The organism is Chlamydia pneumoniae TW-183 (assembly GCF_000007205.1).
Classification (GTDB): Bacteria; Chlamydiota; Chlamydiia; order Chlamydiales; family Chlamydiaceae; genus Chlamydia; species Chlamydia pneumoniae.
Window position 1 is genome coordinate 777,240 of record NC_005043.1, and the last position, 19,391, is coordinate 796,630.

The following is a 19,391-nucleotide window of genomic DNA, read 5'->3' on the forward strand; positions in this document are numbered from 1 at the left end:
AAAGAATATACAAAAAAGCTATAGCTTTCCTATAGCTCATAACAGAAGTTCTTGGTTGAAATGTGCGGCTAAAAACACTTAATCTTCTTATCGTCTTTACTATAATAAGAAAAGTTTGATATGTTTTCGACTAATGAGCTGTATGTTCATATTTAAGGCCGTTTTTCAATGATAAGAGCTTCCTAAATTTGCCTGCAGGATATCTTGTCTGGCTTTAATTTGGACGTCGTGTCGCCAAAATATGAGTAATAGCGAGCACATAAATAAAAGATACTAAGCATAATCTTTAGAGGTGAGTATGAAAAAACTCTTAAAGTCGGCGTTATTATCCGCCGCATTTGCTGGTTCTGTCGGCTCCTTACAAGCCTTGCCTGTAGGGAACCCTTCTGATCCAAGCTTATTAATTGATGGTACAATATGGGAAGGTGCTGCAGGAGATCCTTGCGATCCTTGCGCTACTTGGTGCGACGCTATTAGCTTACGTGCTGGATTTTACGGAGACTATGTTTTCGACCGTATCTTAAAAGTAGATGCACCTAAAACATTTTCTATGGGAGCCAAGCCTACTGGATCCGCTGCTGCAAACTATACTACTGCCGTAGATAGACCTAACCCGGCCTACAATAAGCATTTACACGATGCAGAGTGGTTCACTAATGCAGGCTTCATTGCCTTAAACATTTGGGATCGCTTTGATGTTTTCTGTACTTTAGGAGCTTCTAATGGTTACATTAGAGGAAACTCTACAGCGTTCAATCTCGTTGGTTTATTCGGAGTTAAAGGTACTACTGTAAATGCAAATGAACTACCAAACGTTTCTTTAAGTAACGGAGTTGTTGAACTTTACACAGACACCTCTTTCTCTTGGAGCGTAGGCGCTCGTGGAGCCTTATGGGAATGCGGTTGTGCAACTTTGGGAGCTGAATTCCAATATGCACAGTCCAAACCTAAAGTTGAAGAACTTAATGTGATCTGTAACGTATCGCAATTCTCTGTAAACAAACCCAAGGGCTATAAAGGCGTTGCTTTCCCCTTGCCAACAGACGCTGGCGTAGCAACAGCTACTGGAACAAAGTCTGCGACCATCAATTATCATGAATGGCAAGTAGGAGCCTCTCTATCTTACAGACTAAACTCTTTAGTGCCATACATTGGAGTACAATGGTCTCGAGCAACTTTTGATGCTGATAACATCCGCATTGCTCAGCCAAAACTACCTACAGCTGTTTTAAACTTAACTGCATGGAACCCTTCTTTACTAGGAAATGCCACAGCATTGTCTACTACTGATTCGTTCTCAGACTTCATGCAAATTGTTTCCTGTCAGATCAACAAGTTTAAATCTAGAAAAGCTTGTGGAGTTACTGTAGGAGCTACTTTAGTTGATGCTGATAAATGGTCACTTACTGCAGAAGCTCGTTTAATTAACGAGAGAGCTGCTCACGTATCTGGTCAGTTCAGATTCTAAAGATTTGCTTAGAATTTCTCCTCACCTTGTTATCAGAGTCTACATGTTAGGCTCTGATTTATGCTCAGAGCTTCTTAATTTCTGAGCAATTTTTATTCCCCCCCTACTTCACATCACATCAAGACAAATGAATTATTTACTTATGCTATTTTCTAATAGCTTCCTGTAGATTACACGCTTGCGTTAAAAGCATTATTACACTACTATACCCCTTAATCCAGTTTGCGCCCGTAGCTCAATGGTAGAGCTGTAGCCTTCCAAGCTACCGGTGTCAGTTCGATTCTGATCGGGCGCTTTCTTTACACAACCAAGACTGAAATTCTGGCTTTTATGTCAGAATGCCGTTGTTAACGTATTCTAATTTTGAAATAGAGGTACAAAGCTTGGAATCCCAATCCTGCAAACTTACAATTAAAGACCTTATGAGTGCCGGTGCTCATTTTGGACACCAAACTCGAAGATGGAACCCAAAGATGAAACTTTACATCTTTGAGGAGAAAAACGGTCTTTACATCATCAATCTAGCAAAAACTTTACAGCAATTACGCAATGCTCTTCCCCACATTCGCAAAGTAATTCAAGACAATAAAACTGTCCTATTCGTAGGAACAAAAAAACAAGCAAAGTGTGTCATTCGAGAAGCTGCAATAGAAGCTGGCGAATTTTTTATTGCTGAACGTTGGCTAGGCGGAATGTTAACCAACATGACGACTATCCGAAATTCCATTAAAACGTTAGACAAAATTGAAAAAGATTTATCTAGAAATCAGGCCTATCTTACTAAGAAAGAAGCAGCTCTTTTAGCTAAACGTCATCAAAAATTATTGCGAAACCTTGAAGGGATTCGTTACATGAAGAAGGCTCCTGGTCTTCTAGTTGTTGTTGACCCTAGCTATGAAAAAATTGCTGTTGCAGAAGCAAAAAAACTCGGAATTCCTGTTCTTGCTCTCGTCGATACTAACTGCGATCCTACTCCTATCGACCATGTGATCCCCTGTAATGATGACTCTCTTAAAAGCATTCGATTAATCATCAATGTGATTAAAGAAAATATTATCGAGGCCAAACATAAGCTTGGTATAGAAATTGTTTCTCCAGTGAAATCTTTAGAAGTGCCCGATCTCTCAGCTTTCGAATCTAGCCAAGATGACGAATCTGACGAAGAGAATCGAGAAGAAGATCTATTAGCAAAAAAATTTGATGGCGAGGCAAACTAATGAGCGACTTTTCTATGGAGACCCTAAAAACATTAAGACAACAAACTGGTGTAGGGTTAACAAAGTGTAAGGAAGCTTTAGAAGCTTGCGGTGGTAACCTAGAAGAAGCTGTTGTCTATTTACGTAAGTTGGGATTGGCATCTGCTGGGAAAAAAGAACACAGAGAAACTAAAGAAGGCATCATAGCAGCTAAAACTGACGCCAACGGCACTGCATTAATTGAAGTGAACGTAGAGACAGATTTTGTTGCAAACAACGCAGTCTTTAGAGAATTTGTTTCCAATCTACTTAATGACATTCTCAAATACAAAGTAGATACCGTTGAAGCCCTATCGCAAGCAGCCTCGTCCCAAGATCCCTCTCTTTCTGTAGACGAACTCAGAGCAGTGACTATGCAGACTGTAGGAGAAAACATCCGTATTAGTAGAGTGGCATACTTTCCTAAGGCTACAAATTCTACTGTAGGAATTTATTCCCATGGCAACGGCAAGACAGTAGCTCTGACTATGCTTTCAGGCTCCTCTACTGCTGACAGCTTAGCAAAAGACATTGCAATGCATGTTGTTGCTGCTCAACCTCAATTCCTCAGTAAAGAAAGCGTTCCTGCTGAAGCTATTGCTAAAGAAAAAGAAGTGATTGCTTCTCAAATTCAAGGAAAACCTCAAGAAGTTATTGAGAAGATCGTTACAGGAAAATTAAACACATTCTTCCAAGAAGCCTGTTTATTAGAACAACCATTTATTAAGAACGCCGACCTTTCTATTCAAAGTTTAATAGATGATTTCTCCAAAACCTCTGGAAGCTCTGTTGCAATAGAACAGTTCATTTTATGGAAAATAGGAGCCTAATAAAAACATGGCTAAGCAAACTAGACGAGTCTTGTTTAAAATTTCTGGGGAAGCATTATCTAAAGATTCTAGCAATAGAATTGATGAAATGCGTTTATCCCGACTGGTATCAGAGCTAAGAGCAGTTCGTAATAATGATATAGAAATCGCCCTTGTAATCGGCGGTGGCAATATTTTAAGAGGACTCGCTGAGCAAAAGGAACTTCAAATTAATCGTGTATCGGCAGATCAAATGGGAATGCTGGCTACCTTGATCAATGGTATGGCAGTAGCAGATGCTTTAAAAGCTGAGGATATCCCTTGTCTTTTGACATCTACCCTATCGTGCCCACAGTTAGCTGATCTTTATACTCCACAAAAATCAATAGAAGCTTTAGACCAGGGAAAGATTCTTATCTGCACCACTGGAGCTGGTTCTCCTTATCTGACTACAGATACTGGAGCTGCTTTACGAGCTTGTGAGCTTAATGTTGACGTTTTAATCAAAGCGACTATGCATGTAGACGGTGTCTATGATAAAGATCCTAGGCTCTTTCCAGATGCTGTAAAATATGATTTTGTTTCCTATAAGGATTTTTTGAGCAATCAACTAGGGGTAATGGATGCATCAGCAATTTCCCTATGTATGGATTCTCATATTCCAATTCGTGTCTTTAGCTTTTTACAGCACTCTCTAGAAAAGGCTCTATTTGACCCTACGATTGGAACATTAGTTAGCGAGGATGTAAACCATGTCTGTTCTCCAAGACACTGAGAAAAAAATGGCTGCGGCTTTAGATTTTTTTCATAAAGAAGTAAAGTCCTTTAGAACAGGAAAAGCTCATCCAGCATTAGTAGAAACTGTTGTAGTCGATGTTTATGGCACTACAATGCGTTTGTCTGATATCGCTTCGATTTCTGTTGCAGATCTTCGGCAATTGGTTATTTCTCCCTATGACGGGAACAATGCTTCTGCCATTGCAAAAGGAATTATTGCAGCGAATTTAAACTTACAGCCTGAAGTCGAAGGGTCTATTATTCGTATTAAGGTCCCTGAGCCTACTGCTGATTACCGACAAGAGATGATTAAGCAACTTCGCCGCAAGTGTGAAGAAGCTAAGATCAACGTTAGAAATATCCGCAGAGAAGCTAATGACAAGTTGAAAAAAGACTCGGCTCTTACAGAAGATGTTGTCAAAGGTAACGAGAAAAAAATTCAGGAGTTAACTGACAAGTTTTGCAAGCAGCTTGATGAGTTAACAAAGCAAAAAGAAGCTGAAATAGCTTCAATATAAGTATACTTAGGGTTTTTCTTTTCCCTCTGACTTTTTTAGTCATAGAGAGGGAAAAGATTGCTCTAAAGAGAGAAAATTAGTAACATTTATTCGTCTTGGCCCCATCGTCTAGCCTGGCCCAGGACATCGGATTTTCATTCCGGTAACAGGGGTTCGAATCCCCTTGGGGTCAAAGTATAAAATTAACAAGATATTTCGGGTCTTTAGCTCAGCGGTTAGAGCACCTCACTTTTAATGAGGGGGTCGAAGGTTCAAATCCTTCAAGACCCATTTAATGATTCTTGTTAACTTTATCTTTTCTAAAAAAAATCTTTTTCCCCTTAGTTCTATTTTTGCTATGTACTGAGTACCGAGCTTAATGGAACTTAACTCATGGTTCACTCACCTACCCACCAATGTTATCATTGTCAACAGCCTGCCACCATATGCTATACAGAAATAGATAAGGATAAGGTTATACGCTCTTATGTATGCGCAACATGTCCTTGTCCTAGCCATTACTATAATAATGAGCACCTGAGTCTATCTAAAGGGGTTGGGGTTCTCACTTTAGAGTGCGGCAACTGTAAAACCGTATGGCATTCAAAGCAAGACGACGAACAACTGTTAGGCTGCCACCAATGTTATACAAATTTCAAAAATCAGATTACCAGCAAACTCAAAAGTGAGAGAGTGGTATCTTCATCCTTTACTATGGAGAAAGGCCAAGGCTCTCTTCATATAGGTCGAGCCCCTGGGGAAGCTTCCAATACAAATCCTCTTTTAAAACTTATAGCATTAAATGAAGCTTTACAAGATACCTTAGAACGAGAGGACTACGAGCAAGCAGCAGTAATCCGAGATCAGATTAATCATTTAAAAACCAAAAATCCAGATGACCCTTCCTAATGATTTACTAGAGACCTTAGTAAAGAGAAAAGAAAGTCCACAGGCAAACAAAGTGTGGCCTGTAACTACATTTTCTTTAGCTAGAAATCTCTCTGTATCTAAGTTCCTTCCCTGTTTATCTAAAGAACAGAAATTAGAGATTCTCCAATTTATCACCTCTCATTTTAATCATATTGAAGGCTTTGGGGAATTTATAGTGCTTCCTCTAAAAGACACTCCCCTATGGCAGAAAGAGTTTCTACTTGAGCATTTTTTACTCCCTTATGATTTGGTGGGGAACCCAGAAGGTGAGGCATTAGTAGTTAGCAGATCTGGAGACTTCTTAGCAGCTATAAATTTTCAAGATCATCTTGTTTTACATGGAATTGATTTCCAAGGAAATGTTGAGAAAACTCTTGATCAACTTGTACAATTGGATAGTTATCTCCATAGCAAGTTATCTTTTGCTTTTTCTTCAGAATTTGGATTTTTAACAACCAATCCTAAGAACTGTGGGACGGGGTTAAAAAGCCAATGTTTTCTGCATATTCCTGCGCTTCTATATTCTAAAGAATTTACCAATCTTATTGATGAAGAGGTGGAGATAATTACTTCTAGTTTATTACTAGGGGTTACAGGATTTCCTGGCAATATTGTGGTATTATCGAATCGTTGTTCTTTAGGGCTCACTGAAGAACTGCTTCTTTCTTCTTTAAGGATTACTGCTTCCAAGCTCAGTGTTGCTGAGGTTGCAGCAAAAAAACGGCTTTCTGAGGAGAATTCTGGCGATTTAAAGAATCTTATCCTTCGTTCCTTAGGTCTACTTACCCATTCCTGCCAACTTGAGCTGAAAGAGACTCTAGATGCCTTGAGCTGGATACAACTGGGTATAGATTTAGGCTTGATTAAAGTAACCGAAAATCATCCCCTATGGAATCCATTATTTTGGCAAATACGTCGAGCACATCTTGCCTTGCAAAAACAAGCTGAAGACTCCCGGGATCTGCAAAAAGATACGATTTCACATTTAAGAGCTAGCGTATTGAAGGAGTTAACTAAAGGATTATCTCCTGAGAGTTTCTGATAAAATTCTGAAGATATATTTTTAAAGAGAGATGCCCAAAGCCGGGATCGAACCGACGACCTACACGTTACGAATGTGTTGCTCTACCAACTGAGCTATTTAGGCATGTCGTAGGAAGTAGGGAACAAAAAAGCCAAGAAAACATAAAGTTATACGGCCGACTCTACATCTTCTTGGCTTTCCCCCTGAATGCAACAGAGTCAGAAGCTATTCCACGGCGGAGAATATCATCTTCCTCTTTTATATACCACTACTGAGCTTCTATTTCTATTATTTTAAAGTCACTTTCAGCCTGTAAAGAAGGAGGTCCTTGGCATTCAGGAGCATGGCGAGGGGCCACTTGCATGGATCCTTCATCAGCTTCCCAATTGTATCTGTATCCTTCCTTATTGGTAACACGAGTGCCTTCTTCAAAGCTACTAATCACCTTAGGCTTAATAAACATCATGATATTGCGTTTTTGCCTTTGGTCGATGGTACGGCTAAATAAACCACGAATTAATGGTATGGAGTTTAGCAAAGGCACTCCTGAAACCACTTTTGTAGTTTTATCTCTGATATGCCCACTCATAACTAAGAAACAACCGTCGGGAATTTGTAAGCGTGTGGCTGCATAAGTTTTATCTGTGACAGGTGTTAGTGATCCAGACGCGGAATGTAATTCTGAGATCGTCTGTTCGATTTGTAGTGTAACTACATTGTTGGGAGCAACTGTAGAGGTAACGACAAGGTTCACTCCAATATCTTCATAATCGATATTTTGCGTTACAGTTCCTGTTTCTTGGATAATAGTATTTGTAGTTTGGTAAGGGACCGTTTGCCCTACAAAAAACGAAGCTTGTTGCGTATCCTGAGCCATGATTCTAGGATTCAAGACAATGACAGTATCTCCATCTTGATCTAAGGCACTTAATAAGCCTCCCAAAGTAAGGAAAGACTTCCCTTTATGACTTAGGACATTTCCGATGATTCCTAGACCGAATGCTGACGAAGAGTTCAGCATATCTGAGAACCCTGTCAATTGTCCTGGCGTAGGAAGAGGGATCGAACCAGGATTTGGCGTGCCGGGAGGGACAGTTGCTTTTGTAGGTGTGGCTATGCCAGTATTATTCAATAGTCCAGAAGCATAAGCTACTTTACTTTGTTCATCACCTAGGGCTACCCATTGCACTCCAAAGTCCCAGGATTTCTCTAAGCTGGTATCTAGAATTAAAACTTCGATGTAAACCTGTTTAGGAGGTAAATCTAAACCGTTTAAGAGGCCAATAACTCTGTCGACATTCCCTTGGTTTCCGATAATAACTATGGAGTTATTGACCTCTAACCACTGGATACTATTGAGAGTGTTAATGAAATCTTCGTCCATAGCTGTGGTTACATATAGATTGTAACCGATATCTTGGAGGGCATTAGCAATCACTTCTCCATTTTGATACTTCAGCTTGTACATAAAGAACCGCAAACTCTTAGGGCTCGTGGTTCCTGTTCCTCCCAAAGCCAAGGCAGTACTTGCAGGATCATCTAGGGTATGTGCCATTTCTGGGACATCTAAGGACTTCAGGAGCTGCTCTGCCTTATTTGCAAGACGTGGTGAAGAGACGACGAAAATTTTGTTCGTTCCAGGTTGGATGAACATTTGGAAAGCATCATCTTCGGCCAGAGTACCAAGAACATCTTGGCAGTAGCTAACAAGAGCTGCGGGATTGGCATATTTAACTTCGTATTCAGTCATGTCCACAGATGTGCCTGGGCAATCTAGAGCTGCTAGCAAATCACTGACTTTATCGACATTACCAGCAATATCCGAGATGATAACATGACGAGTAGCTTCTGAAGCACTAACGATAGCATCATGGGAAAGTAAAGGTTGAATAATATTTACTGCTGCAGAGGGGCTGACGCTGTAAAGACGGAACACTCGGGTAACCACAACAGCTTCACACGTTTCTTTTAAGGAGCTGTCTGTGACTACTGTGGATAGCTTAGAAAGATGAGGATTACGATAGATAAGGACGTTATTGCCTTGTTCAACAACCTTCAAGTCATGCATTTTTAAGACTTGTAGTAAGATTGTAGATAAATCATCTACAGAAGTAGGATCGTGGGAAACGATCGTGACATTGAATTGCAAATCGTTGCTATCAAAGACAAAGTTCGTTCCAGAAATTTTACTTACGAACTGCAACAACTCTAAAATAGAAATGTCTTCAAAATTGACAGTATAGCCGTTATCTTTAAGGTCTTCACAGGTAAGTTCCCGCTTTGTCAATCGCTCTTTAACTTTTTCTTCTTCAGATTTGTCTTGAGGTACAGCCACTGTTGTTGCTGCTTTCTCGATTCCTGGCATAGAGGTCGAAGGACTTGCAACGTTTTTCTTCGAAGCGTGTGGTGTTGCTTGTGTTTTAGGTTGGACGTCTTTCTCTGTAACTGTGGAGGTTTGCTCTTCGAGTTGTTTTTTTATACTCAGATTGATAGCATTTACGGCTCTGCGAGCATAATTTTGTTTTTCTTCCCAAACCTGTATACTATCTAATTGTTCTTTAGAGGCGGCAGGTACAGGCTCTTCGACTTCTTGTGTTGGTAAGAAGCGTGGGGATCTTTTTACATCGGCAGTAGTTCTACGCTCTGGTCGAGGTTTTTTTCTCTCTTCCAGTTCTTTCAGGGTGGTAGGTTTTGCTGGGAATGCGGATCCTGAAGTCTTTTGGAAAGTTTTATCTTGGGTTGCGTCGAATTTAGAGAAGACTTTACTGGGGATAGAACCTGGAGTGGTTTTCTTGGTATGACTTTTCTTTGCTGAAAGTGAGGCTGCTGAATTTTTAGGACAAGCAGCTAACTTTTCATCTCTAAGATTGTGTTTTACATTTGCCGAGGTCTCTGTAGGCCTCTGGGAACTTACACCAAGTAAAACTAAATCTAAAAAAAAGAGACCACTTAAAATCCCGATCTTTTTTTTCTTTTTTTTGATGCCTTGCAAGATTTTTCTTCCAATGTTCAATATCACAGTTTTCACCGGATTCTTTTTAAGCTAATGAGCGTTGAGGGAGAGTTACTTCCGTGCTGACGACTTTGTATTCCACCATGTATGCTCTCTATGGGACAGAATATAGCTTTTTGCCTTCTATCTTGCAACTCTGCGAGTGATAGGGTTTTTAAGGATGCAACAGATTCTTCTAATTCCAGCGTACACACTACAGCTTCATCACCTATTTCCCATGCAACCTTGGTTTCTCGAATTTGTAAAGAAGTAATTTTCCCTAATCCTGGGGAAAAGCTCTCAAAGTCTTGGACAACCCTTCCCTGTCTTTTTATCCAGAAAACGGTTTTCCCACAAGCTACCCAAGAGAGTTCCTTATTTTCTTTCGAAATTTCGAGGCAGAGTATAGAGATACCCATTTCATCTATGGGTATTTTCATGCGAATCAAGCACTCATTGATTTCGCATACTCTATCTAAAAGAGGTCGCTGTAGATCTTGTTGGCAGACTAAACTTTTTACAACAGACAAAGCTATAGTTGCATTACTTATAGGACTGTAACCTAACCACAGATTAAAAACATCTCCTTCAAGCAACGTATCATATGCATGAGGATACAAGGGATATCCTTGATGATAGAGAACTCCGGATATAAAATCTGGAAACCTCAGAGTTTCTGGGGCTAACCAAAATCGTTGTGTTTGCAGCTGTTCATAGAGAGCTACCGTGTGATCTTTAATACGTAGATCTTCTTGCATGTCTCCAGACATGCGATAGTGATGTATATCCTGGATAAACTCTCGGGTCGAGCTGTAGCGATTATTAGGAGAAGGCTGTAACGCTTTTGCTAAAATTTTACTTATTCTTTCGGGCACTAATGAAAGAAAGACGCGTCCTAAAGAAAGGTGCCCTAAGATCAACTCATAAGCTAACAAACCTAAAGCATAAATATCCGAAGCGGGAGAATGAGACTCCCCTTGGCGTTGTTCTGGACTCATATAATAAGGAGTTCCGATAACGCTAGGATGTGCTCTCTGTATTTCCGTATCCCAATCAGCGAGTCCGAAATCTATGAGTTTGATTTTACCCTGAGGAGTGATGAGAATATTTTCAGGCTTGATATCTTTATGTAGAATATTCCGACTATGGAGGTGCTCCAAAGCTTGAGCAATATCAAAGATAATATCTATGGCTTGTGGCAAAGAGATAAATTGCGCGAGGATATACTCTCTTAAAGAGATCCCTTCTATATACTCCATAGCAATGTAGAGGCAATCTTGCCATTTGCCATAGCGATGGAACTTAACAATATTAGGATGAGTAATTTGATGGAGGCTCTGTGCTTCCTTAAGAAAATTATAGACAGAGCGACTCGTGAACGAGGGGGAAGGAGAAAAAACTTTTATGACTGTAGAATGGCGTGTTTCAGGATGTAGACCATGAACAACTCTACTTCTTAATTTTTTACTCAATATTTTTTTAACATGATATCCGCCAATCACCTGAGGTTCAGGAAGAGGGATGCCACCACGACAATCCATAAATCCAATCTTTCTTTATACCTCTAAAACGCGAATACCTAAAACATCTCCTAGAGCGATAATTTCTCCCCTACCGACCTTAGCTCCATCTAAAATGATATCCACACCGTATGCTGGATGGTTTCCCAAGCTCAATATACTTCCCAAGTTCAATTTTATAAATTCACTGACTGCTAAGGAATATCTTGCAACTTCGACTACGAGTCTACTGTATCCAGGGAGGGGAGCTGCGGAAGCTTGTGGATTTTCAGGAAGAGGAGGGTCTTCATGAGTTAGGTTAGGGTAACTGGTAATTTTAAATTCTCCAGAGGAGGGCGTTAAGAAACGGCCACCAAAAAACTGATGTTTTTGCACTGTGAGTAAAGCGCCGCTTTCTTCGGTTTCAGGATCATAAAGACAGCTATCTAACATAATGAATGATCCTGGGACTACCTGATGCCATTCTTCTTGAGTTAGCTGAGAATACCCGACTTCTACAGAAAGAGAGATCTGCTGCGTTTGATCTATATTATGAAGATCCGACTCATCATGGAGACCTGAGAAAAACTTCTGACAACTTTGGAAGGTATCTTCTGGCAATAACAGACGACATCGAACATTTTTTCCATCTAGGCGCAGAGAAATATCTACGACTTGGAAAGAGCCTTGCAGACTTGTAGCTGTAAATATAGCATCCCCTCCGACTTTGGCAGACAAAGAGGGCACCCACTGGAGCTCTTCAAATAATTTACAGGCTTCGGCGACAAAATAATAATGGAACCCTAGGAGCTTATCTTTTTCATAGAAATATGAAGCAAGGCTGGCATCATCAAATACTGCTACCATGAGCTCCTGAAGGTCTTCTTCTGATGTTAGGAACAACAGATTTTCTACTTCCCAAGGTTGGACTACCATAGGTTGTATTAGAAGATGCACGCCGAATTCTTTCGTAGCTTCTACAGCAGTTATAGATCCACGAAACTTTATAGAAACCTGGACATCTTCAAGTCGAAATTTCTCTCTAATTTTATGTTGGCACAGTTCCTTAGGAAACTCAGGAGCAGCAACCTGCTCCTCAGTCTTCCCTAGGGAACTTAAAAAATTATTCCGAGATTTTAGCCAACTTGCACTAGAATCGGCTGCTACTGCCATAAAGTACCTTTATAAACGTGCTTCTTCGATTTTATAAGAATCTTGTTCTTTATCGTCTTGTTTTTGTTTTTGATTCTGATCTCTTTGATCTTTCTCTTCTCTATGACGGATCGTAGATGCAATCATATGTAGAGGAGTTTGTACCTCTTCAATTTTAGGAAGCTGTACTAAAAGATTTCCAACTGAGAATTCTTTTAATGTGAGTTGATGACCTTTTAAAGCACTTACCAATGAAGAAAGTTGGCTAGGGTTATTCGTTACAAGGTCTGCAGCTTCTGCCATTTGTGTAGCATCTACAAAACTTGAGAACTTAACGGAAAGATCCTGTCCAGATTGCACTAATGTAAGATTAGCTCCAACAAAGGCTTCAGGCACACTAGAACTAGCATCTAATACCAACTCTACAAGTTGCTCACCGTTGATTTCTGAAATCACCATAGATTCTACAGTAGAAAGTATGATATTTTCTATCCACTGTGTATCGATACTACTAACAGCTATGGGAGCGACTTCTACAACAGCTTCTGCTGATCCAGCTGCTGCGATATCTATAAGAGACATACCTGCAAAGGCGTTCTCAGCAAGGCAAAATTCTTGAGATTCTTGCTCTTCCTCTTTGGATCCTACTTCAGCAATCTCATCATCAACTCGCTTCTCTTCATCAGCAAATTTTCTAGATTCTGTACGTGTATTTCCTTTACTTGAGGTTGTTTTCTCTTGTCGTGTTTGCTTTCCTTCCAAAGAAAATACTTTTACATCACGACTATCTCTAGGTTCAGGAGAGTTCTGGTATACAGTGTGATTGTCTGTTTTAGCGCTATATAATGATTCTGCTGTTTTCTTTAATTCCATGAACTAGCTTCCCCCTGATTCACGTTTTTTTTTCTGGCGCAGTTGGAAAAGCAGCTGCCCCATCTCGTCTTGTTCTTTTTCTTCAGCGCGAGCTTCTTCTTTGAGAGCTTCTTTCATCCATTCTTCTTTATGGAGTCGTGTTTTCTCTTCTTCTTTTCTACGCTTCGCTAAATTTACTTCTGCTTTTTCGAGTTCTTTAGAAGCAGCAAGCACAACTTCTTTTTGTTTGTTGACTTTCTCTTCTTCTTCCGAAAGCTGTACTGCAACCACTTTAATGTACGATTTTATCTGTAAGACGGCGTCGCTTGTTGTACCTTCGTCCAACAAATCGCGGAGTTGTTGGATTTTTTGCATATAGTGATTTTTAACTTTATCGCGTTCAGCTTCTTTCTCTCGTAATTTCTCTTGTTCTATTTCTAAAAGACGTCGTTTTTCTTTAACAACTTTTTCTGCTCTATCTACACGATCCTTTTTAATCGCTAAAACAGGCTCTAGTGGATATTTTGCCACAGCATACTACTCTTTATTTACCGGAAAATGGCGCGCAGTTGTTGTGCTGCTTCCTCATAGTTTGTCTTTTCGTGGATATCTTGCTTTAAAAACCGGTTCAATTTGTCAATATGGTCGATAGCAAAATCTATCTCACGATCAGAACCTCGTCGGTATTCTCCAATACGGATCAACATCTCGTTGGCTTTATATTTAGCTAAAACTTCTCTTGCTTTCCCTATGATCCGTCGTTGTTCTTCAGGAACAATAGCAGTCAGGAGTCGGCTAATCGAAGCAAGTACGTCAATTGCAGGATAATGGTATGCTTGAGCTAGTGCATTGGAGAGAACAATATGCCCGTCAAGAATCGATTTGACTTCGTCAGCAACAGGCTCGTTCATATCATCTCCTGCTACCAAGACGGTATAAAATGCTGTAATGGTTCCTTTATCGGAGGCTCCTGATCTTTCCAATAGACGGGGTAGAGTGGAAAAAACCGATGGAGTGTATCCTGCTCTAGCAGGAGGCTCTCCAGCGGCTAACCCCACTTCCCGCAATGCACGAGCAAATCGTGTCACGGAATCCATCATAAGTACGACAGTTTTCCCTTGATCACGAAAATACTCTGCAATTGCAGTCCCTACATAGGCGGCATTAAGTCGCAATTGCGACGATTGGTCAGAAGTAGAAACGACAATTACGGAACGTTTCATTCCTTCTTCTCCCAAATCCCCCTCTATAAACTCACGTACTTCACGCCCCCTTTCTCCAATAAGCGCGATTACATTAACGTCGGCTTCTTCAGCGTTTCTTGCGATCATACCTAAGAGCGAAGATTTTCCCACTCCAGCACCAGCAAAAATTCCAATACGCTGCCCCCTAGCGACCGTGAGCATACCGTCTATACAACGCACACCCGTAGACAGGATCTGTCGTAATTTCGCCCTATGCAGGGGATCTGGGGGTGCACGAAAAATAGGAAATGTTTGATCCACATTTTGTAATGGACCTTTAGTTTCTACATCTATGGGTTCTCCCAACCCATTGAGAACACGACCTAAGAGGCCGTTTCCTGCTCGAATGTGTAAGGGGAGTCCTGTAGGGATGACTTCGGAAGAAGGACTCACTCCTGATAACTCTCCTAAAGGAGAGAGAAAGGCAAAACTCTGGGTAAAACCAACGACTTCTGTTACGAGAGGTTCCATGCCGTTACGTTTCACTAAGCATACTTCTCCAACACGCACATTAGGAACTACGGCTTTGATTAACATGCCGACCACTTCTGTAATGCGGCCTACTACAGTCGTAAGATTCACATCACCAAGTTGTGACATGAGAGTGTCGAAATCCGTTGTTAACTGATCCATGTTAACCTAATTGCGTTGTCATAATCGTTTTCACGCTACTTACAGAGGTACCGACAATACTCGCAAACAGTTCTGCTCTTTGTGTAGCTCGCTGCACAGCATATTGTACTTTAAGGAAGTTTGCTAAACTCTCACGATTCCCATCTCTATCAGAGAAGTAGAGCAACGCACGATTGAGGACCTCTTCTCCGGAGGAGACCCAATCAATGATTTTCCTAGTTACCGAACCCTCTTCTTTATCTTCTTTCCGAGCATCTTGTTGTGTGTGCTCAGCAATCGTATTCAAGTCTTCGTTAATTAAATCTATGATGACTCCTACAGCTTGGAAATGCTCGTCTGCAAACTGTGCTGTTGTCTGACTATCTTCGAAAGTTGAGCGGAAATCCCAGAGGCGCCCTTTCAAGTTGTTAATTTGCTCTTGGAGCTCTTCTGATTCCAAGGCCTCTTGCAACTCAGGATCGATTAAATTAGAATTTTGATCCTGCATCATTGCCATCGGATTTGGTTTAAATCCTTGAACAAGGGTCGTATCTTTAGGAGCAGCATAAGATCCCAAAGCAAATGGAGAAATATCTTTTTTTAATTCACTTGCTAAGGGGGTGCCAGAATTCTGAGTTATAGATTGCGCTTCTGCATCTCCATCAAGGTTGGGGAAACATTCTACAGGGTCTATCATAAAGCAAAAAAACCGTTTTACTGTTTTAAAAGCCTAGCCCAAAGGACCTGCACTTTTTGCCACTAAAGTGTCATGCCAATCTAAGACAGATTGAGCAAGAGCTCTTGTGGACTCTATTTTACAATTTGCTATCACTTGATCAGCAAATTTTAGGCAACTTTCTAGACTCTCTCTGCGCACTTCAAAAGAACTTCCTTGATGCAAGACGATGAGCATATGGGTAAGAGATAAAAATGCTTTTATACTCCAATTATCTTCATTGCCTTTTATCAGCGCACTGAGGCGTTCTTCAGCATCGAAAAGATCCATTTTATGCAAAGAAATCAATGCGAGTCCTAGATCATGACCATAATGATTAGGGTTTAGAATATGGAGAGATTGAAATAACTTTCTTGCGCTATCTTCATCTCCCTGTTTAATGGCCAAAAGGCCTGCTTCAAATAACAAAGCAAAGTCTGCTTGAAATACTTCCAAATCTGCCATGATCTCTCTCTTATATTATTAACTTCCTTTAACTGCTCTAGCCATTGTGATCATCTCTGTGTTCACAGCGGTTAGGATGTTGGACACCGATTCCATATACTGTGATAAGATCTGCATACGGAATTGCAAATTAAACATGGTTCCCAAATCGACAGTGCCTTGTGTTGATGTCTCTAACTCAGTTAAATACTGTTGAACACCCTTCACGTAAGTACATACGCCGTCTAGCATCTTATTAAAATCGAATGCTGTGCAACTTTTATTTGTAGCCATAGATTTCTCTCCTCTGGACCTTTATATCATCTTGCGGTTGATCCGACCCAGAACTTTCTGTAGAGCTACATAGCCTGCTAACAACGACTGTTGTTGCCCAAAAGATTCTTTGTCAGAACCTTCTCGAAGCAGCGCATGTAACTTATGAACTTTATCTTGCACACTAGCTTTAAGTTCTTGAGCTCTGTCATGATCTTGCATATCTTGTTCTAAATCTAACAGCGGTTGAGAATTTTTTTCTTCTTTCGCTGTATTTTCCATATTAAACATAGAATATCTACCTAAATATAAATAATTAATAAACCCCAATACTTGGTTATTTATTGTAGTCTATTTTATATTTCAACCCTTCCTTCTCTAAAAAGATCGCGTTAGGTTGTATACTTGTTACTGTCATACCATCAATCACGTCCCCTCTTGTGAGGATTCTGCCATTGACAACTACATTGATACTTATTTCTCCGTATCTAGAATAGCCTGTAACACGATAGCGATTGGGGTAACGTAGGTTTAAATCTATGATTCCCTCTTCAGCTGGGAGTAAGACAGCAAAATTCTTGACCAACCTCACACCAGGAATCCCCGACAGCTCTTGCACTACAGCACGGAACTTCTCTGCATCATCGTTATTGACGTAACCAGTAAGGATAACTTCACCGTTCACAAAGGCCACATGGATGTTTGCAAAACCTCCTTGAAGAAGATGGCCTGCAATTGCTTTTAACATCTGGGTTTCAACAACAACTTTATTCTCTAGTAACGAGAGGTAATTAAAATGTATATTTAAATAATCAACGAGGCAAGCTGCTTGCTCCTCAGTCTTGACATAGCCTGTGATGATGAATTTCCCAGGTTCTGGGGAATGCATGCTGATGCCTTTAAACTCGGGTCGCTTTGATAACAGGATGTTCATCTCCTGCCAAACAGCTTCATCATCAATAACATTATCATCTACGGATTTCACAAAGGAAAGGGCGTCTACTTTATACAGCAGCTCGCTTTTGTCCGTACTATTTTTGACATGTCCGATTAAGAAAAGTTGGCTGTTCGTTTTATTAAACGTATAACGCACCGTAGGGAACTGATTGATAACCTGGGCAAGATCTTCTTGATAATCAATATTTTCTAAAGGAACCACTTCTTTGGTATGGAAAAGAGAAGCTGTTCCTATACCAAAGAGAATAGCCAATCCTCCAACAAACAGGGTAAGAATGAAAGATCCTGCGGGTAGTGTAGCGCGTTTTTGTTTTTCTTCTTCTTCTTGGGCCTCTTGTCTTTCTAAGGCTTCGGCGTCTTGCTGTCTCCCAAACAAACTGTAATCGTCTGGGGATAGAGAAGCAACTATAGTATCAGCGGGGGCATGATGATCTATAAGTAAAAATAATGTCGTTCCTAAAGCCACAACTTGATTCGAGCTCAATGTAGAGGTCTTATCAATTTTTCGTCCTTCAACAATGACACCGTTTTTACTATCGAGATCCTCGATAAGAATGCCCCCGTCATTACCGACAGTAATTTTAGCATGTTGATGAGAAACACTTAAGTCATTAAATACTATGTCACAAGTTGTAGGATCCGTACCTAAAATATAGGTTTTTCCTGAGTCTAAATGGAACTCTGCTCCAATATTAGCTCCGGCTAAAACTTTGAGTAAAAAACGAGAAGGCTGCGTCAAGTCTACAGAGATATTTTTTTTCGCAATATCATCAATCTCTGCTGGAAAAATTGTTTGATCGAATCGAAATAAGTCTTGAACATGAAATGGGGATAGAACTGCGCTCTTTTCGTTCTCGACTTTTTTAGGAGTTTCTTTGTTATCCTCTGCAGTATGGTCACTTGCCGTGTCGTCATTTGCATCAGCGGCACTGTCAGAATCTTCTTTATTATCTTCCGTAAGGTTCTCTTCTTCTTCTTGTACAAAGGCTTCTTCTGCTTCCTTATCCTCGGATTCTTTTTGTGAATCCAAAGGTGTTGCTTCTATTTTAGAGCCTTCCTCAGGTTGATCTTTTTTTTCTGGAGAATCCGGTGTTGCTTTCTTATTAGCCTTCTCTTCTACAGGTTTATTTTCTTTCAAGGGAGTCTCATCCCTGGCTGTGTTTTTAAGAGAGGGTTCTGCTGACTTTGGTTGCGGATCTTGCCTAGGCGAAGCTCCGTTATCTTCCATAATGGCGTTCTGGGGTTTGTTGGTTCTTTCCTCTCCTTTCGGAGAATCCTTTGCATTTTGTTCCTTTGGATTCAAAGACTCGTTTGAAGATTCTTTTAAACCCTTCTTAGCAACTTTGGCTCTTGGTTGATTTTTTTCCGCTTTTGCTGATGCTAAAAAAGCATCAGCAAGCTCCTGATCCCCACTTGTAATTGGATCGCTACTTCCCTGATCTTTGGTCAGCTTTTCCTTAGGCTTCGGTGAATGATTTGTTTCCGAAGTTTGCCGAGGCTCAAGATCTTTTCCCTGTTCATTACTATCGGACAAATCCCCTGAATCATTAGAAAAATTGTCTTCGGGAATATCAAAATCATAAACAAGATCTTGAGGATCAAATTCATCTGATAAGAAAGAATACTGATTGCTTCCTAATAAGATAGTATCTTCATTTTTTAACTGTGTAGTTTCTTGGATCGCTACGCCATTTACAACAATAGGAATTGTATCATCTAAATTTGTGATGTAGTAGCTTCCGTCAGTCTTATTGATAATGGCTTGCGATGCACCGAGTTTAGGATCTTCAATAGGAATGTCATTAGCACTAGAGTCGCGTCCTATAGACCAGCTTATCCCATCTTCCAGAACAAAAATTACACCAGACAAGGGGCCTTCATCAACAATTAATCGTACTGCCATTTATTCCA

18 protein-coding genes and 4 tRNA genes are annotated in these 19,391 nt (G+C 40.4%); 10 read left to right on the forward strand and 12 right to left on the reverse strand.

The window, feature by feature from the left end; translation table 11 throughout:
- Positions 1-298: 298 nt before the first annotated feature.
- From CPB_RS03560 to CPB_RS03605, 10 genes are all read left to right on the forward strand, one after another.
- The gene (locus tag CPB_RS03560) at positions 299-1,468 is read left to right on the forward strand and encodes a porin (protein WP_010883333.1); all 1,170 of its coding nucleotides are present in this window, start codon (positions 299-301) and stop codon (positions 1,466-1,468) included.
- A gap of 224 nt (positions 1,469-1,692) precedes the next feature.
- Positions 1,693-1,763 (forward strand) — tRNA-Gly (locus CPB_RS03565).
- Between the two features lie 88 nt (positions 1,764-1,851).
- A complete protein-coding gene (rpsB, locus tag CPB_RS03570; RefSeq protein ID WP_010883334.1) occupies positions 1,852-2,685 on the forward strand; it encodes a 30S ribosomal protein S2 in 834 nt (277 codons plus the stop codon).
- Positions 2,685-3,533, forward strand: a complete 849-nt coding sequence (tsf, locus tag CPB_RS03575) for a translation elongation factor Ts (RefSeq protein WP_010883335.1) — start codon at positions 2,685-2,687, stop codon at positions 3,531-3,533. The genes rpsB and tsf overlap by 1 nt, the downstream gene beginning before the upstream one ends.
- A 7-nt stretch (positions 3,534-3,540) precedes the next feature.
- The gene (pyrH, locus tag CPB_RS03580) at positions 3,541-4,287 is read left to right on the forward strand and encodes a UMP kinase (protein WP_010883336.1); all 747 of its coding nucleotides are present in this window, start codon (positions 3,541-3,543) and stop codon (positions 4,285-4,287) included.
- On the forward strand, positions 4,265-4,807 hold the full coding sequence (frr, locus tag CPB_RS03585; protein ID WP_010883337.1) for a ribosome recycling factor: 543 nt from the start codon (positions 4,265-4,267) through the stop codon (positions 4,805-4,807). The genes pyrH and frr overlap by 23 nt, the downstream gene beginning before the upstream one ends.
- Before the next feature lie 97 nt (positions 4,808-4,904).
- Positions 4,905-4,979: transfer RNA gene (locus CPB_RS03590), tRNA-Glu, on the forward strand.
- 25 nt (positions 4,980-5,004) lie between these two features.
- Positions 5,005-5,077, forward strand: a tRNA-Lys gene (locus tag CPB_RS03595).
- Positions 5,078-5,179: 102 nt separating this feature from the next.
- Positions 5,180-5,695, forward strand: coding sequence for a UvrB/UvrC motif-containing protein (locus tag CPB_RS03600; protein WP_010883338.1), 516 nt, complete (start codon positions 5,180-5,182; stop codon positions 5,693-5,695).
- Positions 5,682-6,758: a protein arginine kinase gene (locus CPB_RS03605; protein WP_010883339.1), complete on the forward strand. Its 1,077-nt coding sequence runs from the start codon at positions 5,682-5,684 to the stop codon at positions 6,756-6,758. The genes CPB_RS03600 and CPB_RS03605 overlap by 14 nt, the downstream gene beginning before the upstream one ends.
- 32 nt (positions 6,759-6,790) lie before the next feature.
- Here CPB_RS03605 and CPB_RS03610 read toward each other — a convergent pair.
- The 12 genes from CPB_RS03610 to sctD form a co-directional block, all read right to left on the reverse strand.
- Positions 6,791-6,863 (reverse strand) — tRNA-Thr (locus CPB_RS03610).
- Between the two features lie 145 nt (positions 6,864-7,008).
- Positions 7,009-9,768, reverse strand: a complete 2,760-nt coding sequence (locus tag CPB_RS03615) for a secretin N-terminal domain-containing protein (RefSeq protein ID WP_010883340.1) — start codon at positions 9,766-9,768, stop codon at positions 7,009-7,011.
- Positions 9,765-11,273 (reverse strand): serine/threonine protein kinase, encoded by a 1,509-nt coding sequence (locus CPB_RS03620; protein ID WP_011126209.1) that lies wholly within the window; start codon positions 11,271-11,273, stop codon positions 9,765-9,767. The genes CPB_RS03615 and CPB_RS03620 overlap by 4 nt, the downstream gene beginning before the upstream one ends.
- A 15-nt stretch (positions 11,274-11,288) precedes the next feature.
- Positions 11,289-12,404: a type III secretion system cytoplasmic ring protein SctQ gene (sctQ, locus tag CPB_RS03625; RefSeq protein ID WP_010883342.1), complete on the reverse strand. Its 1,116-nt coding sequence runs from the start codon at positions 12,402-12,404 to the stop codon at positions 11,289-11,291.
- A gap of 9 nt (positions 12,405-12,413) precedes the next feature.
- Entirely contained in the window at positions 12,414-13,256 is an 843-nt protein-coding gene (locus tag CPB_RS03630; RefSeq protein ID WP_010883343.1) for a DUF5421 family protein, read from the reverse strand.
- A 3-nt stretch (positions 13,257-13,259) separates the two neighbouring features.
- The gene (locus CPB_RS03635; protein WP_010883344.1) at positions 13,260-13,766 is read right to left on the reverse strand and encodes a hypothetical protein; all 507 of its coding nucleotides are present in this window, start codon (positions 13,764-13,766) and stop codon (positions 13,260-13,262) included.
- A 17-nt stretch (positions 13,767-13,783) separates the two neighbouring features.
- The gene (gene sctN, locus CPB_RS03640) at positions 13,784-15,112 is read right to left on the reverse strand and encodes a type III secretion system ATPase SctN (RefSeq protein WP_010883345.1); all 1,329 of its coding nucleotides are present in this window, start codon (positions 15,110-15,112) and stop codon (positions 13,784-13,786) included.
- Position 15,113: 1 nt separating this feature from the next.
- Positions 15,114-15,788 (reverse strand): hypothetical protein, encoded by a 675-nt coding sequence (locus CPB_RS03645; RefSeq protein ID WP_010883346.1) that lies wholly within the window; start codon positions 15,786-15,788, stop codon positions 15,114-15,116.
- Positions 15,789-15,821: 33 nt separating this feature from the next.
- The gene (locus CPB_RS03650) at positions 15,822-16,271 is read right to left on the reverse strand and encodes a hypothetical protein (protein ID WP_010883347.1); all 450 of its coding nucleotides are present in this window, start codon (positions 16,269-16,271) and stop codon (positions 15,822-15,824) included.
- A gap of 18 nt (positions 16,272-16,289) precedes the next feature.
- Positions 16,290-16,544, reverse strand: coding sequence for a DUF5407 family protein (locus tag CPB_RS03655; protein WP_010883348.1), 255 nt, complete (start codon positions 16,542-16,544; stop codon positions 16,290-16,292).
- A 21-nt stretch (positions 16,545-16,565) separates the two neighbouring features.
- Positions 16,566-16,814 (reverse strand): DUF5398 family protein, encoded by a 249-nt coding sequence (locus CPB_RS03660; protein WP_010883349.1) that lies wholly within the window; start codon positions 16,812-16,814, stop codon positions 16,566-16,568.
- Between the two features lie 46 nt (positions 16,815-16,860).
- Complete coding sequence (gene sctD, locus CPB_RS03665; RefSeq protein WP_011126211.1) at positions 16,861-19,383, reverse strand: type III secretion system inner membrane ring subunit SctD; 2,523 nt, start codon at positions 19,381-19,383, stop codon at positions 16,861-16,863.
- Positions 19,384-19,391: the final 8 nt, after the last annotated feature.

Excerpts from the sequence above, each read along its gene's own strand:
- CPB_RS03605 (WP_010883339.1), top strand. The coding sequence starts at position 5,682 with ATGACCCTTCCTAATGATTTACTAGAGACCTTAGTAAAGAGAAAAGAA.
- sctD (WP_011126211.1), bottom strand. The coding sequence starts at position 19,383 with ATGGCAGTACGATTAATTGTTGATGAAGGCCCCTTGTCTGGTGTAATT.
- CPB_RS03600 (WP_010883338.1), top strand. The coding sequence starts at position 5,180 with ATGGTTCACTCACCTACCCACCAATGTTATCATTGTCAACAGCCTGCC.
- frr (WP_010883337.1), top strand. The coding sequence starts at position 4,265 with ATGTCTGTTCTCCAAGACACTGAGAAAAAAATGGCTGCGGCTTTAGAT.
- CPB_RS03650 (WP_010883347.1), bottom strand. The coding sequence starts at position 16,271 with ATGGCAGATTTGGAAGTATTTCAAGCAGACTTTGCTTTGTTATTTGAA.
- sctQ (WP_010883342.1), bottom strand. The coding sequence starts at position 12,404 with ATGGCAGTAGCAGCCGATTCTAGTGCAAGTTGGCTAAAATCTCGGAAT.
- tsf (WP_010883335.1), top strand. The coding sequence starts at position 2,685 with ATGAGCGACTTTTCTATGGAGACCCTAAAAACATTAAGACAACAAACT.
- CPB_RS03660 (WP_010883349.1), bottom strand. The coding sequence starts at position 16,814 with ATGTTTAATATGGAAAATACAGCGAAAGAAGAAAAAAATTCTCAACCG.
- CPB_RS03645 (WP_010883346.1), bottom strand. The coding sequence starts at position 15,788 with ATGATAGACCCTGTAGAATGTTTCCCCAACCTTGATGGAGATGCAGAA.
- sctN (WP_010883345.1), bottom strand. The coding sequence starts at position 15,112 with ATGGATCAGTTAACAACGGATTTCGACACTCTCATGTCACAACTTGGT.
- CPB_RS03620 (WP_011126209.1), bottom strand. The coding sequence starts at position 11,273 with ATGGATTGTCGTGGTGGCATCCCTCTTCCTGAACCTCAGGTGATTGGC.
- pyrH (WP_010883336.1), top strand. The coding sequence starts at position 3,541 with ATGGCTAAGCAAACTAGACGAGTCTTGTTTAAAATTTCTGGGGAAGCA.
- CPB_RS03655 (WP_010883348.1), bottom strand. The coding sequence starts at position 16,544 with ATGGCTACAAATAAAAGTTGCACAGCATTCGATTTTAATAAGATGCTA.
- CPB_RS03630 (WP_010883343.1), bottom strand. The coding sequence starts at position 13,256 with ATGGAATTAAAGAAAACAGCAGAATCATTATATAGCGCTAAAACAGAC.
- CPB_RS03560 (WP_010883333.1), top strand. The coding sequence starts at position 299 with ATGAAAAAACTCTTAAAGTCGGCGTTATTATCCGCCGCATTTGCTGGT.